13 protein-coding genes are annotated in these 14651 nt (G+C 54.1%); 5 read left to right on the top strand and 8 right to left on the bottom strand.

Annotated elements, in window-relative coordinates:
* Positions 1 to 26 precede the first annotated feature (26 nt).
* Both FAES_RS09825 and uvrC read left to right on the top strand, forming a co-directional pair.
* The gene (locus tag FAES_RS09825; RefSeq protein WP_015331050.1) at positions 27 to 860 is read left to right on the top strand and encodes a fumarylacetoacetate hydrolase family protein; all 834 of its coding nucleotides are present in this window, start codon (positions 27 to 29) and stop codon (positions 858 to 860) included.
* A 215-nt stretch (positions 861 to 1075) separates the two neighbouring features.
* The gene (uvrC, locus tag FAES_RS09820) at positions 1076 to 2884 is read left to right on the top strand and encodes an excinuclease ABC subunit UvrC (protein ID WP_041257725.1); all 1809 of its coding nucleotides are present in this window, start codon (positions 1076 to 1078) and stop codon (positions 2882 to 2884) included.
* 116 nt (positions 2885 to 3000) lie between these two features.
* On the opposite strand, the gene porN is transcribed toward uvrC, so the two are convergent.
* The 8 genes from porN to sucD form a co-directional block, all read right to left on the bottom strand.
* Positions 3001 to 4074, bottom strand: coding sequence for a type IX secretion system ring subunit PorN/GldN (porN, locus tag FAES_RS09815; protein WP_041257724.1), 1074 nt, complete (start codon positions 4072 to 4074; stop codon positions 3001 to 3003).
* A 61-nt stretch (positions 4075 to 4135) separates the two neighbouring features.
* Positions 4136 to 5731 (bottom strand): type IX secretion system motor protein PorM/GldM, encoded by a 1596-nt coding sequence (gene porM, locus FAES_RS09810; protein ID WP_015331047.1) that lies wholly within the window; start codon positions 5729 to 5731, stop codon positions 4136 to 4138.
* Between the two features lie 134 nt (positions 5732 to 5865).
* On the bottom strand, positions 5866 to 6684 hold the full coding sequence (gene porL / locus FAES_RS09805; RefSeq protein WP_015331046.1) for a type IX secretion system motor protein PorL/GldL: 819 nt from the start codon (positions 6682 to 6684) through the stop codon (positions 5866 to 5868).
* Between the two features lie 46 nt (positions 6685 to 6730).
* Positions 6731 to 7867, bottom strand: coding sequence for a T9SS ring complex lipoprotein PorK/GldK (gene porK, locus FAES_RS09800; RefSeq protein WP_041258768.1), 1137 nt, complete (start codon positions 7865 to 7867; stop codon positions 6731 to 6733).
* A 244-nt stretch (positions 7868 to 8111) separates the two neighbouring features.
* Positions 8112 to 9074, bottom strand: coding sequence for a PorP/SprF family type IX secretion system membrane protein (locus FAES_RS09795; RefSeq protein ID WP_015331044.1), 963 nt, complete (start codon positions 9072 to 9074; stop codon positions 8112 to 8114).
* A 144-nt stretch (positions 9075 to 9218) separates the two neighbouring features.
* Positions 9219 to 10004, bottom strand: a complete 786-nt coding sequence (locus FAES_RS09790; protein WP_015331043.1) for a uroporphyrinogen-III synthase — start codon at positions 10002 to 10004, stop codon at positions 9219 to 9221.
* Between the two features lie 72 nt (positions 10005 to 10076).
* A complete protein-coding gene (locus FAES_RS09785; protein WP_051054059.1) occupies positions 10077 to 11138 on the bottom strand; it encodes a DUF4271 domain-containing protein in 1062 nt (353 codons plus the stop codon).
* Between the two features lie 197 nt (positions 11139 to 11335).
* Positions 11336 to 12211, bottom strand: coding sequence for a succinate--CoA ligase subunit alpha (gene sucD, locus FAES_RS09780; protein ID WP_015331041.1), 876 nt, complete (start codon positions 12209 to 12211; stop codon positions 11336 to 11338).
* A 94-nt stretch (positions 12212 to 12305) separates the two neighbouring features.
* On the opposite strand from sucD, the gene FAES_RS09775 reads away from it, so the two are divergent.
* The 3 genes from FAES_RS09775 to FAES_RS09765 all read left to right on the top strand — a co-directional run bounded on the left by FAES_RS09775 (position 12306) and on the right by FAES_RS09765 (position 14614).
* Complete coding sequence (locus FAES_RS09775; protein ID WP_015331040.1) at positions 12306 to 12887, top strand: DUF6962 family protein; 582 nt, start codon at positions 12306 to 12308, stop codon at positions 12885 to 12887.
* An 81-nt stretch (positions 12888 to 12968) separates the two neighbouring features.
* Positions 12969 to 14030: a DNA topoisomerase IB gene (locus tag FAES_RS09770; RefSeq protein ID WP_015331039.1), complete on the top strand. Its 1062-nt coding sequence runs from the start codon at positions 12969 to 12971 to the stop codon at positions 14028 to 14030.
* A 125-nt stretch (positions 14031 to 14155) separates the two neighbouring features.
* Positions 14156 to 14614 (top strand): GPW/gp25 family protein, encoded by a 459-nt coding sequence (locus FAES_RS09765; protein ID WP_015331038.1) that lies wholly within the window; start codon positions 14156 to 14158, stop codon positions 14612 to 14614.
* Positions 14615 to 14651 lie beyond the last annotated feature (37 nt).

The following is a 14651-nucleotide window of genomic DNA, read 5'->3' as shown; positions in this document are numbered from 1 at the left end:
TCGGAGGGGTTTGTTCTTTTGCCTCTATGCACATCTACCGCACATCCGCCGGCATCGTTTTAGCCCAAAACGACCAGATCAAGCTCTTAAGCGATACCAACTGGGATACCTACATCAACCGCGACGATCTGTACGCCGCCGCTTCAGCTGATTTCGACACGGCTGAGGCTAAAGACGCCAACTGGCTGAGCGAGCAGACGATTCTGGCGCCCATTCAGCGGCAGGAAATCTGGGCGTCGGGCGTAACGTACCTGCGGAGCCGCGACGCCCGTATGGATGAGTCGAAAGAAGCCGGTGGCGATACGTTTTATGACAAAGTGTACGTCGCTGAGCGGCCCGAACTGTTTTTCAAAGCCACGGCCCAGCGCACCGTCGGCACCCGCGACGCCCTCCGCATCCGGAAAGACTCAACCTGGGACGTACCTGAGCCGGAACTAACGCTCTTTATCACGGCTTCGGGCACCATCGTGGGTTATACCGTCGGCAACGACATGAGCTCGCGCAGCATCGAGGGCGAAAATCCGCTCTACCTGCCTCAAGCCAAAAGTTACGACCGTTGCGCCGCCATTGGCCCCTGCCTCTACGTACCTGGCCAACCCATCGCCCCCGAATCAGAAATCCGGCTCGTCATTCAACGTAAGGGCGACACCGCGTTCGATCAGCGCATTGCCATCAATCAGATGAAGCGGAGCCATACCGAACTGGTGTCATTCCTGTTCCGTGAATGCTCGTTTCCCGACGGCGTTTTCCTGATGACCGGTACGGGCATCGTGCCGCCCAACACGTTCACCCTTCAGTCGGGCGATCAGGTTCAGATCACCATCGATGGCATCGGTACGCTCGAAAACTGGATCGAGTAAGCGGGTTCATCTGGCGTTTGCAGGCGCGCTACGGTCTTCGTTATAAACACGCACTCAGCGTGCCAAAGGGCTATTATTGGGACTTGCCGTACCCTTTGTCGGGCAACCTTTACCTTTCTGCACTTGTTTACCAGGTAGTCATTCATTGGCATTATCTACTAAACCTATGAGGTTTCCGAAACCTTATGGGTTTGACAACCGAACGACCCGTCTCTATGCCAGATTTTGATTACAAGAAGGAGCTAGCCAAGGTGCCCCACGAACCCGGCGTGTATCGGTATTTCGACGCGACGGGCGAGGTAATCTATGTGGGCAAAGCCAAGGACCTGAAAAACCGGGTCAGCAGCTACTTCAATAAATCGAACCAACACGACCGCAAAACGCAGCGGCTGGTAAGCCAGATTCGCAAGATCGAGTTTACCATCGTGCATACCGAGTTCGATGCGTTGCTGCTCGAAAATCAGCTTATCAAACGATACCAGCCGCGCTACAACATCCTGCTGCGCGACGACAAGACGTACCCGTTCGTGCTGGTTACCAACGAGCATTTTCCGCGCGTCGTAACCACGCGGCGCATCGAGCGCGGGCAGGGAACACACTACGGCCCTTACGCGCAGCTAAAGCCCATGTATGCCGTGCTGGAAATGTTCAGCCAGCTCTTTACGCTACGTACCTGCAACTACAACCTGTCGCCCGAAAACATCGAGGCGGGCAAATACAAGGTGTGCCTGGAGTACCATATCGGCAATTGCAAAGGCCCCTGCGAAGGCAAACAGGCCGAAGCCGATTACGATGCCGACATCGAGCAGATTCACGCCATTCTGAAAGGGCAGCTCAAGCCCGCGCAGGAGTATTTTCGTAACCGCATGGTGGAGTCGGCCAACAATCTGGCGTTTGAGCAGGCGCAGCAGTACAAAGACAAGCTCGATGTCTTGCAGCGTTTTCAAAGCAAATCGACGGTGGTGAACCCGAAAATCGCCGATGCCGACGTGTTTACGATTGCCTCCGACGAAACGGCCGCTTACGTCAATTTTATGAAGGTGGTGAACGGCACCATCATCCAGACGCATACGGTCGAGATCAAGAAAAAGCTCGACGAAACCGACGCCGATCTGCTGACGATGATGATTGTGGAATTCCGTGACCAATACGGCAGCCAGGCGAAGGAGATTATCACGAACATTCCGCTGGAAACCGACCTGAAAGCGGAGATAACCGTGCCGCAGATTGGCGACAAGCGGAAACTGATGGATATGTCGTTGAAAAACGTGCTTTATTTCCGGCGCGAACGGCAGGAACGACAGGCCGCTGAAGCCTCGGCCAGTGCCAGTAAGAAAGATCGGGTGCTCATCCGACTCAAGCAGGACTTGCAACTCAAAAACCTGCCCCGGCGCATCGAGTGTTTCGATAACTCTAACATCCAGGGCACAAACCCGGTGTCGGCGATGGTGTGCTTTATTGATGGCAAACCAGCCACCAAAGAGTACCGTCACTTCAGCATCAAAACGGTCGTGGGTCCTAACGACTTCGCCAGTATGCACGAAGTGGTCACGCGCCGGTATAGTCGCCTGCTCGAAGAGAACGCCCCCCTCCCCGACCTGATCGTTATTGACGGTGGGAAGGGCCAGCTCAGCGCCGCCTGCGATGCCTTGAAAAAGCTGGATCTGTACGGAAAAATTCCGATCATCAGCATCGCTAAACGACTGGAAGAAATTTATTTCCCCGAAGATTCGCTGCCCCTCTATATTGATAAGAAGTCAGAGTCGCTCAAGCTCATTCAGCAATGCCGCGACGAAGCGCACCGGTTTGGCATCACGCACCACCGCGACAAACGCAGCAAAAACAGCCTGATCAGTGAGTTGGAAGGCATCGAAGGCATTGGCAAGGTCACGGCCACCAAACTGCTCTCCTATTTCAAAGGGGTAAAGAAAATCCGCGAGGCTGATACGGACGCCATTGCGCAGGTGATCGGTGCCGACAAAGCGCTGAAAGTGAAGCAATACTTCGAAGCGCAGGAAGCGTAGAAACAGTTAAAAAGTCCACAGTCCGCTGTTCTCGGTTGTGCTACATCGTCCAAACGATTGGTCGACGCAATGCAACTGAGAACAGCGGACTGTGGACTTTTTACGTTAAACGTCTCTTAGTATTCCCAGAGACCGTGCTCGATCTCCATCAGTTCATACTCGCTCTGATACGACTTCATCAGACCTTCTTTATCGCCGTAAATACCAACGAGGTCTTTATCTTCCGGGTTAGCCACTTTCGTGATCCGACCATAGAACAAGCGAAGGTCGAAGGCATCAGCGAGGTTCTTGTGCTGGGCCTGATTTTGCGGGTTATACCACACAAATTTCTTCGGGTCTGAGCGGAACAGCTTGTCCAGATCTTTGTATTTGAACGTCGCTACCGGTACTTCAAAACCAGCGGCATTCTTGTCAGCCGGTAGCAACATGGTTACCGTCTGAATATCATAATACAGCCGTGACCGCTTTTTGTCGAAGATCCAGTCTTCTTTCACTTCAAGTACGTTGAACTCCTTGGCAAAACGCTCGTCGCCTGAGAAGGTCGGTGCGGTTGAGCTAGCTGGTGCTGCTGTTGTAACCGCTTCGGGTTTAGCTTCAGCAACGGGCTGCGTAGCCTTCTTGCCTTTCTTGCTGCTTGCTTTAGCCGTTTTCTTCACGGGAGCACCCCAACCATCGTCAGCAGCGGCTTTCTTGGGGGCAGGAGCCCCCCAGCCGTCATCCGCCGGTTTGGTTTTAGCCGTTGCCTTGGGATCGTCCTTCTTCGCTGGATTTCCCCAGCCATCGTCTTTGCCACCGGCCGCTTGCTGACCAAAACCAGCTTCGATCTCTTCTTTCGACAGACCGCCGTCAGTGTTCGGTACCAAAATCGCCTCGTGGAATTTCGACGGATCGATTTTCCGGGTACACGAGTCATTCGCGTAAGCATCAAGCAAGCCCGCTTTCACCGCGTCAATGAGGTACTTAGTAATCTCATTGTTCTTCGAAAACATACTGGCGTTCTGCGTTTCTTTTAGATCAATCCGACGCCAGAGCGTCTTCTTCATCATAATATCGTTCTCGTTGATCGGGCGCACCGACATCGAGTTGTATTTGCTGTTGTCGCGCTCCTGGGCTATGGCTGCACTGCCCGCCAAGGTCAACACTGCCGTTGCCGATAGCGCCATTGTCCGTATCATCGTAGCCTGCTTCATCGCTGGATATAAGGTCATTAACTGTCTAAGCTAAAAACGGGCCAACGCCCGCTTTAGTACATTAATAGAGCGCTATGTTTTGAATGAGGTTACCCATTGGCACCTCACTAATATCGCCCCGGAAATTACGCCGCTGCACGCCTTCGACCTGAATTGAAATCCGATCACCCGGTTCCATTTCAGCTGCCATAGCGCCTAGTGAACCACCTCCAGGCCCTAACGCCACAGGTCCAAAAATACGGCGAGTACCGCGCGCCAAGTTTACGGTTATACCCGTCACCCGGAAGTTGGCATCATTCGGTGCTGCTGCCAGGAAGCTTGGATCGGCGACAGCACGTACCTGAAGGCTACGCGCTGAACCCACGGGTACACCACGCGGATCAGTGGCAGGCCGTCCGCCAACCAAATATTCGATGGTTGGGCGGGGCACACGCTGAACCCGGAAATCTTCCGAACCAAGCACACTTCCCTGGTTGGAAATCGTCAGGCGAACTGAAGCCGAGTTGGGCACAACCGTTACTTTACCACGCTCACCAGATTGAATCACCTGCGCACCGGCTCCGGTAATGCTAGGATTCCATAGTGCACCTAACTGCGGACTCTGAATACTCAGTTTGTTTTCGCAACCCAGATACATCGGTGGCAACGTACCTGTCTCGATGTTGTAGGTCGGTTTGGCCACGAAATATTCAGCCTGCATCGGCACCGTTTTCACCGTACCGTCGGGTGCGTTGTACGAAATCGAACCTGACAGCACGCGGCGGGCCAGTCCATTTTTATCGTAGCTGCCACCACCCTGTGCCGTAAACTCGATGATACCCCGGCCATTATCCATACGTACCGGACCACCACTCAAGCTCATGCGCGGTTGGATACCAGACGACGAAGCGGCCAGGAACATCTCACCTTTAAACTTCGTACCGGCCACGACTACCTTCGATTCCATGCTCAGCATGGCCATGATTTTGTCGAACTTAACGTCCTGCGCACCCACACGGGCAGCCAGGGCATCGAGCGTTTCACCTTCAATCCGGCGCACGTCAGCCTGCTTCTGGCTCAGTACGGCCAAGGCAGCGGGGACGGGCGTCTGGGCAAAGTTGAGGGTAGCAAAATCTTTGGTTCGTTGCTCCGGCGACCGCGCAGCAATGGGGTCGTCCTTTCCATCAACGGCCATCGGCGCAAACTTGGCGTTGGCTAGCTTCGACAGGTTATTGACAAACGTGTTCAACGTCGTTTGCAGTTTGTAAGCTTCACCATTGCGGTTGTTACCAACCATCACCTGCGCTACTTTTTCTTCTTCGCTCAGGTTTTTGATGTTGCCCTGCTCATCCGTGCCACCGCTCGCTTCAACGATCTGTGTCTTCAAACGGTCGAGTTCAGCAACCATGTCCGACGACATCTTACGTACCTGATCGGCCTGTTGCAGAACAGCCGCGTCGGCCGGACGGTTGCCGGTTTTGCTGACCTGCGAACGAATTTTGTCCAACGTCTCCTGGTTAACCCGGTTCGTTGATCCTGTGGATTGTTCCAGTGAGTTGTTAAGCAGGACGAATTTTTCCAGAATGGCCGACGTCACCTGCAAAGCAAGCAGCGCGGTCAATACCAGATACATCATCCCGATCATCTTCTGACGGGGTGTCTCTTTAGCACCTGCCATTATTGGGGTAGATTAATATTGTGTGTAGAGAAAAGGATTGATGCCTAACGTCCGACGTTTGGTACTGCGCAGCCACAACACACCGCGTGCAGTGTCAACAACACCAAACGTCAAACCCAAAACGCCAAACTTGATTAGTTACCGCCGCGCATAGCAGTCAGCATGCTGCCGTATACGTTGTTCAGTGAAGCCAGGTTGCCCGTCAGTTTCGACAGCTCATTTTTGAACTGCTGCGTGTCTTTGCTGGCATCGGCCATATTCTGCATCGCGCTCGTCAGGTTACCGTAGAAAGCGTTCATCGCTTTCAGGTGCTTGTTGGTATCCTGCAATTCCAGTTCATAGACGGCGTTCAGCGCACCCATGTTCTTGGTTACTTTCTGGAACTGATCGCGGTAATCTTTGGCGTCGGTCGTCGCATCGGCCATTGAGTTCATGGCGGTGATGGCGGTACCGTACGATTTGTTCATTTCAGAGATCGCGCCCGAGGCCGACTTCACATTGCGGGCGTAGTCGTTAGTCGCTACGGTTGCATCGGTCAGGTCGGTCAGTTTCGACACCGTGTTGTTCAGGTTCTGGAAGCCAGAGCCCAGCTTTTCAAACACGTCGGGGGTGATTTTGGCCTGCGCCAGCATCTGATCCATATTGGCCGTCAGCCCATTGGCCTGCGGCGTAGCAACCGCTTTCCGAACTTCACCTTTATAATCGGGGGCCAACTCGGGGTACACACGCTCCCATTCGTAGTCCGATGCGGCCGTAGCCGGCATCGTGAAGCTCTGAACGGCATACAGGGCGAAGATGACAACCTCGGTCAGAAGACCAGCCGTCAGCATCCAGCCAAATTGTTCGTTGTGGGTGATTTTTGCCCAGGCTCCCATGATAACAACGGCGGCCCCAGCGCTATAGATAGTAGGAACGAGACGATCCCAGAAGAAATTTACTTTACCTGCTGCCATGAGTCAGTTTTACTGTAGAAAATTATAAGAAGTGGATTAGAAAGGATTAAGCCTTTTTGCTGTTACGCATGCCTTTGCTGCTGCTGTTGCTGCTCTTCGATGACTTCGATTTTGACGAAGCGGCAGCCCGACCACCCCGCGCAGCCGCCGTGCGACCTTCGAGGTTATCCATTACGCAACGGAAGCCAATGTATGAGCGACGCGCATTCTCGTCTTCGTAGGCACGCGTACCTGATTCCAAGTAGTACGCAATATCTTTCCACGATCCGCCCCGGATTACTTTACGGGGTTCGTCGGCATTCTGGTTGTCGGGGTTCATATCCCAAACGATGGCGTTTGAGTTATCGGCGTAGGCATCGCGGCACCACTCCGACACGTTACCCGCCATGTTGTACAAGCCGTATTCGTTGGCGTTGTACGAGTTGGCTGGAGCCGTATATGGGTAGCCATCTGCATCGAAGTTACCCCGTTGCGGCTTGAAGTTAGCCAGGTAGCAGCCTTTGCCGTTAGCCACGTATGGGTTACCCCAGGGGTACTTAGCGCCTTGCTTGCCACCGCGGGCAGCCCATTCCCACTCGGCCTCCGATGGTAGGCGGAACCGGGGTGAGTTAACCATGCCTTCTTTCGTGCGGTAGTCGTTGTAGAGGTTAGTACGCCACTGGCAGAAATGCTGTGCTGCTTTCCAGCTTACACCCACGACTGGGTACGTATCAAAGGCCGGGTGCCCGTAGTAGTATTCCAGCATGGGGTCACCGTTGTGGTACGTGAAGTCGTTTTTCCAGACGGTCGTATCCGGGTAGAAGCGCGCCATGATTTCTTCCTCACCCAGCGTTGCCACTGAGTCGGCCAACAGCGCGTTGACGTACTGACGGTACTCGTGGTTGGTCACCTCGGTATCATCCATGTAGAACGAGCTAATCGTTACGCGGCGGTTCATGTTTATTTGCGTAGCCGCTACATCTTCATCAGCCTGACCCATGATGAAGGAGCCTGAAGGCACCAGCACCATGCCGTATGGGGTTGTCTGCCGATAACCAGGACGCGATTTAGCCACGATTTCACCGTTTGCTACGCCCACGTCACTACCTTTCCCACCTCCCATTTTTGATTTTAAAAAGCCACAGCTCTGTAAAATCAACACTGTTGCCACAACCAACGCACCCCGGAGTGTTAGTGCAGGCATTCGGTTCGATTCCATATTTGTATAAAGCATAAAACTTGTGCAAGACTCAGCGATAGAACGAAAATCCGTTCTGTTATTGTATACCCTCCTTTTTTTCCGAAAAAGCTCATTTGAGGCTTCAAAAGCAGCGAATTAAACGAGGGAAGGTCAAAATTAAGGGGATGGATGCAAAGTGCCTAACAAGAATAAAGCCAATTTGTCTATCCAGATGTAGCGAGAAGCGATTTTTTGGTACGTCACGGCATTAATACCGGAAGCGCGGCGTCCGGATAATGGGCTTCTTGTTGGTGCTTGGCGCCGGTAAGGCATAGCTCAGCATCAGCTCGTACGACGCCGGGTTCTTAGCCTGCGTACCGAATGCCACGGCGTCGTAGGCCAGCCCAAATCGTAGTGCATTATTGGCCAGCATATTCAGCCCCGCCATGACCGTGATCGACTCCTGCACCCGGTAACTCAACCCGGCAAAATAGCGGCCATTATAGGTAGCCAGCAGGTTGGCGTCGAGCGACGAAGCCTGCGGCCCCGGCTCGGTGCTGTATTTGTACAGAATCGACGGCTGCAGGTCAATCTCGTAGGTCAGCCCCAGCCGATACCCTGCCGACAGATAGGCCGTGCGCGACAGCGGGTTGATCGCCCGGTCGGTACCCAGCTTGTAGGCTGGTGAATTGATGTGGAAGAGACTCGCCCCAATCCAGTAGTCGACCGTGTTATAATAGATACCGGCGCTGATATCAGGCTGCATCTGCGAGTAAATCCCGGTTGGCACCAGCGGGTCGTTCGGATCGTTGATGATTGCGCCCGTGTAATCGATTCGTTTGTTGAACAGCCCGGCCTGTACACCCACCGCCAACGTACCTGACTTTAGGGGTAAGCGATACGCGTAGGCCAGTTGGAACGATTGATTGCTGATCGGGCCAAGCTGATCGTTGAAGGCATAGATACCTACGCCACTGTTAAGGCGCGTGAGGGGTAAGCTTGCCGTGAGCAGTTGCGTGGTGGGCGAGCCGCTCGCGCCCGACGACGTCTGGTAACCGGCCCACTGTGTACGATGGATAAACTGAATGCGGGTCACCCCTTCTGACCCAACCGCTGCCGGATTGACGACTGTAGGTGTAAACGGAAATAAGCTAAACTGCGGGTCTTGCTGACCATAGGCCGACGTGGCCAGTAAACACCCACCAATAAGCACGTAGAGTTTGCGAAGCATAGAGCAAGGGATCCAAACCGATAGCGTTTTGACCAAGTAATTGATTAACGCCCGTAAACACAAAATATTGGTCAAGAAAAAGGCCGAAACCGGTAGTTTATCAGGGCTAACTACTGGTCTCGGCCTCTTAACAACCCGGTGTTGTTACGGATTGTTGGCTTTTCGAATGTAGAGGTCCAACGCGCCGGTCATCGAAGGCGCATTGGGCAGCGGCGCTTCGATATCGAGCGTCAGGCCGGCTTCCACGATCGCTTTGGCGGTGGTGGGGCCAAACGCCGCCAGCCGCGTACCATTCTGCTGATAATCAGGAAAGTTACTTTTCAACGAGGCTACCCCCGACGGGCTGAAGAACGCAATCAGATCATACTGGTTGATGTCCAAGTCGGAAAGGTCGGTTGCCACGGTTTCATACATCACGGCTTCCGTGAGGTGCAAACCGCTTGTGTCCATAAAATCAGGAATATCGTTGCTGCGGATGTTCGAGCAGGGGAACAGGAACTTCTCGGTCTTATGCTTCCGAATCAGATCGAAAAGTTCTTTAGCGGTTTTCGTGCCCGAAAAGATTTTCCGCTTCCGGATGACGATGTATTTCTGGAGGTAATTGGCCGTCTGTTCGGAGATGCAGAAATACTTCATATCGGCAGGCACCTCAATACGGCCCTCCTGGCAAATCCGGAAGAAGTGGTCGATGGCATTACGGCTGGTAAAGATGATCGCCGTGTGGTCAAGAATGTTGACCTTATTACGGCGAAAATCTTTGAAGGATACGCCCTGAATCTGAATGAACGGGCGAAAGTCGATCGTAATGTTATACTTAGAGGCTAATTCGAAATAAGGCGATTTGTCGTCGGCGGGCTTAGATTGAGTTACTAATACTTGGCTGACTTTGGTCTGGCGCTCTTCTGTGGTCTGAGTGCTGGTTTGGCTCATTAGAATCTACCTCATTAAAATCGTTCCGGTGCAAACAGGGGTGGAACCTGGCTTCCGGGGAAGCAAAACCCGTCAGACGGCAAACCGGATGCCGATGACGAGCGGTATCAATTCCACGATGCAAAGGTACGAAAATAAATAGAGATTCTTGACCGGCATCTGTCGTACCAGCGTCAGGTAAAGCCAGCCTAAACGCCCTAGGTAGTAAACGATGAAGGGGATCACTACCAAACTCGGCGATGGCTCAAAGTTGCTGCTGTAGGGGCTAATGGCAGCCGTCAGCAACAGCAGTATCGTGGTGAAAACCAGCGATGCCTCCACAATCCGGAAATAGTGCAGGCTGACGATGCTATCGAACTTATAGAGGCTACCTACGGTGGCGATCAGGGCGTACTTGCCCAGCATAAGTCCGAAAACGACCGCTGTCACCGCTAAATAACTTAATAGCAATTGGCCAAATGTTTGCCCCTGTGGCAGAAACGCACCAGCCCCAAACAGGCTGATATGCTGGCTTTGTACGTAAAGAAACAGAAAAGCCAGCCCCAGGCTTAGGTTGAGCGTAAAGGCCATAGACACGCCTCCCAATGGCCTGCTGATCAGGGACGATTCGTCGGGCGGGTCGAGTCTGACCAGATTCAGCGGGCTGTAGTACGTCAGGAAACCGCGCCGGAAAAAGGTATAAAGAAACGCGTGGCTCGCCAGCAGGAATAGCAGACCGACACTGAAGAAATCGATGAAGCCCGACAAGGGTCGGGGGCGAACGCTCAACAGATCGTCGTTGAGCCGGATGGTCTGTTGCGACATGGCCCGTGCGTGGCCAATCAGCAATTGCCAGTTGTTGACCACAGCCGGTCCATAGAGCGTGATGAATACCTGCGGCTTTCGGTAGAGCCGGTGCAGGCTATCGATGTCGAGCACGACCCACTGCCCCGCCGGGCACTTCCGGCGCAGCGCCGCGTCGACAAACAGAAAGCCATCTTGTTTACTTTGGATCAACAGCTTGTACCGGCGGTTGCTTTCCAGATCCACAAACGCGCTAACGGCTTGCTCGTCGGCATGTTGCTCCAGAATAAACGGGACGTAGGCTTTAAACGCTTCATCGTATACGACGAAGTCATTCTGGAAATCGTGCACCGGAAAGAAACCGTTTGCGGGCCCGACTCCCTCCTGCCGTCCCTGGGCAATTACGGGTTGCGTAAAAACACGAACGAGTGAAAGAACGAGCCAGACAATAACAAGGCGAACGTACCTGTCTTGGGTAAGACCACGTAGTTGCCCCCTGTTCATTCGCCAAAGTCGCTCTTTCACTCGTTCTGTCTTTCAGGCTTTGTTTATTGCCCTAGTGCCTTCAACATGGTATCGCCGATGAGCGCGGGCGACTCAACCACGTGAATGCCGCACTCGCGCATGATGGCCATTTTGGCCGCTGCGGTGTCGTCGGCACCGCCTACGATGGCACCAGCATGGCCCATGCGGCGGCCTTTGGGAGCGGTTTGGCCAGCAATGAAGCCAACCACGGGCTTGCGGTTGCCGTCAGCTTTAATCCAGCGGGCCGCCTCAGCTTCCATACCCCCACCGATTTCGCCGATCATCACGATGGCTTCCGTTTCGGGGTCGTTCATCAGCAGTTCAACCGCTTCTTTGGTCGTGGTACCGATGATGGGGTCACCGCCGATACCGATGGCGGTTGTCTGGCCCAGACCGGCTTTGGTCAGCTGGTCAACGGCTTCGTAGGTCAACGTACCTGACTTCGATACGATGCCCACTTTCCCTTTCTTGAAAATAAAGCCGGGCATAATCCCCACTTTGCATTCCTCGGCCGTCATTACGCCGGGGCAGTTCGGACCAATCAGGCGTACGTCGCGGTCGCGCAGGTAGGCTTTCACGGCCACCATGTCTTCGGTTGGGATCCCTTCCGTAATGCAGATGATAACCTTGATACCCGCGTCAGCGGCTTCCATGATCGCATCGGCCGCAAAGGCAGGCGGTACGAAGATGATCGACGTGTCGGCACCGGCTTTTTCCACCGCTTCGTACACCGTATTGAACACGGGCTTGTCGAGGTGCGTCTGGCCGCCTTTGCCTGGCGTCACGCCGCCCACCACATTGGTGCCGTATTCAATCATCTGCTGGGCGTGGAAACTGCCTTCCGAGCCGGTGAAGCCCTGTACGATAACTTTTGAGTTCTTGTTGACTAATACGCTCATTGCTTTTTTTGAATCGTGGTCAATGCCCGTCGCGTGGACGCCTTATTTTGCTTAAAGTGGGGCAAAAGTAGACCGAAAAACGTTATCTTCCGATATGATTCTTTCGCACATGATCTCCGACGCGGTGCTGGCTGGCGTGGGTTTCTGGGTCTTTGTTACCTGCTTTCAAGGTGTTCCTTTTTACAGCCGTTTGCTTTGGGGTTTCTTCTTTTCCACCATCTCACTGGCCGCCCTCACCGGGGTTTTCACCTTCGCCGGCCTCGCCGATTTGGAGCCGTTGCACGAATCATTGACACTATTGGCGGGCAGCATGGGGGTTGTGTGCATCGTCGTGGCCGTTTATACGGCTGTGCTGAAACGGCCCGCCTCACAGCTTTCCTTTAGTCTGACCGCCCTGATCGGGATGGCCCTTTTTATTGCCCTGCTGGTTTCACCCCGGTTTGGCGTGTTTGCGCCCGTTCTCTCGTCGTTGGGCATGTTGCTGGTGATGATTCTGTCGGTATTTGGCCTTCGGCAACGCCTGCCGGGCATGGGCTGGCTCATTGTGGCCGTTATGTTGATGGCGCTGGCCACCAAAGTGACGAGCTTCAGCCTGCCCATTCACCCTACCGACACCTATCATTACCTGATCGCGCTGGCGTTGCTTTGTTTCGGCAAGGCAGGTAAACAATTGTAAGAAGGTCGCCTATTTAGTACTTACCAAAACCCCGCTCCTACTCTGACGGTTGTTGCTACATCCTAGTTACTCAACAACCTAATGAACCCATCAACAGGCCAATCCGATGCCGTGCAACTGGCCAGAGCCGCCAAGCTGGTTTACGTAAACGATACCATGCCGGGCATTGCGCGGCGGCAAAACGGCAATCGGTACGAATACCTCGACCCCAAAGGCTCGCCTATCGACGACGACGCCACGCTGGAACGAATCCGGCGGCTGGCCTTGCCGCCCGCCTACCAGCACGTCTGGATTTGCCCCCGGCCGAACGGCCACTTGCAGGCCACCGGCATCGACGCCAAAGGGCGAAAACAGTACCGCTACCATGCCAACTGGAACGCCGCCCGCAGCGAGACCAAATTTCACCGGATGATTGCCTTCGGGGAGAAGCTGCCGCTGCTGCGAAAACGCCTGCAACAGGATCTTAAACAGCGGACACTGTCTAAAGAGAAAGTAATTGCGGTGGCCCTGAGCGTGATGGAACAAACCCTGATCCGGGTCGGGAATGCCGCCTATGAAAAAGAGTATGGCTCGTATGGCCTGACGACCCTCAAGAACCGGCACGTGAAAGCCCAGGGCGACGCGCTACGCTTTAGCTTTAAAGGCAAAAAAGGCATCTATCACGACATCACCCTGCGCGACCGTCGCCTCACCCGCCTGGTGAAAGCCTGCCGCGAACTGCCTGGGAAAGAACTGTTTCAATACCTCGACGAAGCCGGGGAGCGCCACAGCATCGACTCGGGCATGGTCAACACGTACCTGCAGGAGACGATGGGCGATGAGTTTTCGGCCAAAGATTTTCGCACCTGGGCGGGGACAACCAACGCCCTGCGCCTGCTGATCGAACTGGAACCCTGTGCGTCGGATAAAGAAGCGAAAAAGAACGTCAATACGGTTCTCGATGAGGTGGCCCACCGCCTGGGTAATACCCGCACCGTCTGCCGAAAACATTACGTGCATCCGCAGTTGCTGGAGGCCTATGAATGCCAGGACCTGAACCCGTACATCAAACGCCGAAACCGCTTCAAACAAAGCAGCCCATCTGGCCTCGATGGCGTTGAAAAAATGTTGCTGGCCTTTCTAAAAGAACAGGTGAAACCGTAAGCATTTGACACGTACCTTGGGGAACAGTCTACAGGTTAGCGGTTGCGATTAGCTGGCACAGGCGTACTCGGGCGCCAGCCAACGCCAACCCCTAACCTGTCAACGCTAAACTATTCCTTCTTCCCATGGCCGACGAGTATTACAAACTGCCACTGCGGCTGGACTTGCTGATTAAGCCACCCAGCGCCCGGCAAACGGCAGCCACCAACAAGCAGGTTTATTGCTCGATGGAAGCGTCGATTCAGCAGAATCTGTTTCTGATCACAACCACCCAATTCAACGAGGCCCGGTATGATGGCCGCTTTGGCTGCACGATCTGGGACGATGATTTCAGCACTACCAACGACTCCGTATCGGTGCTCTGGACTGACCGGATCGAGAAGTCGTTGCGCGATGCCATTTACCGCTACGAACCCCGCCTGGAACGCGTAAAGGTCGAAGTCAGCATCAACCGGGAAGGCACGCCCGACGCCCACAAACTGGTGATCATTCGCGTACGGGCCGAAATTGCCGCCTCAAACCGGCGCCCGTTCGAATACCAGCGCGAGATTGCCGTTGCGCCTTTTACGTCGCGCGTTCGGTAAGTCGTTTGTGAAGTAGCCGTCAACGACCACCCAAGCC

Origin of the sequence: Fibrella aestuarina BUZ 2, from assembly GCF_000331105.1 — a bacterium.
Lineage (GTDB): Bacteria > Bacteroidota > Bacteroidia > Cytophagales > Spirosomataceae > Fibrella > Fibrella aestuarina.
The sequence above is the reverse complement of the archived record's forward strand: the minus strand, read 5'-3'. Positions and strand labels throughout refer to the sequence as shown.

Coding starts and splice junctions, on each gene's coding strand:
- FAES_RS09825 (WP_015331050.1), top strand. CDS start 27: ATGCACATCTACCGCACATCCGCCGGCATCGTTTTAGCCCAAAACGAC.
- uvrC (WP_041257725.1), top strand. CDS start 1,076: ATGCCAGATTTTGATTACAAGAAGGAGCTAGCCAAGGTGCCCCACGAA.
- porN (WP_041257724.1), bottom strand. CDS start 4,074: ATGAAGCAGGCTACGATGATACGGACAATGGCGCTATCGGCAACGGCA.
- porM (WP_015331047.1), bottom strand. CDS start 5,731: ATGGCAGGTGCTAAAGAGACACCCCGTCAGAAGATGATCGGGATGATG.
- porL (WP_015331046.1), bottom strand. CDS start 6,684: ATGGCAGCAGGTAAAGTAAATTTCTTCTGGGATCGTCTCGTTCCTACT.
- porK (WP_041258768.1), bottom strand. CDS start 7,867: ATGCCTGCACTAACACTCCGGGGTGCGTTGGTTGTGGCAACAGTGTTG.
- FAES_RS09795 (WP_015331044.1), bottom strand. CDS start 9,074: ATGCTTCGCAAACTCTACGTGCTTATTGGTGGGTGTTTACTGGCCACG.
- FAES_RS09790 (WP_015331043.1), bottom strand. CDS start 10,004: ATGAGCCAAACCAGCACTCAGACCACAGAAGAGCGCCAGACCAAAGTC.
- sucD (WP_015331041.1), bottom strand. CDS start 12,211: ATGAGCGTATTAGTCAACAAGAACTCAAAAGTTATCGTACAGGGCTTC.
- FAES_RS09775 (WP_015331040.1), top strand. CDS start 12,306: ATGATTCTTTCGCACATGATCTCCGACGCGGTGCTGGCTGGCGTGGGT.
- FAES_RS09770 (WP_015331039.1), top strand. CDS start 12,969: ATGAACCCATCAACAGGCCAATCCGATGCCGTGCAACTGGCCAGAGCC.
- FAES_RS09765 (WP_015331038.1), top strand. CDS start 14,156: ATGGCCGACGAGTATTACAAACTGCCACTGCGGCTGGACTTGCTGATT.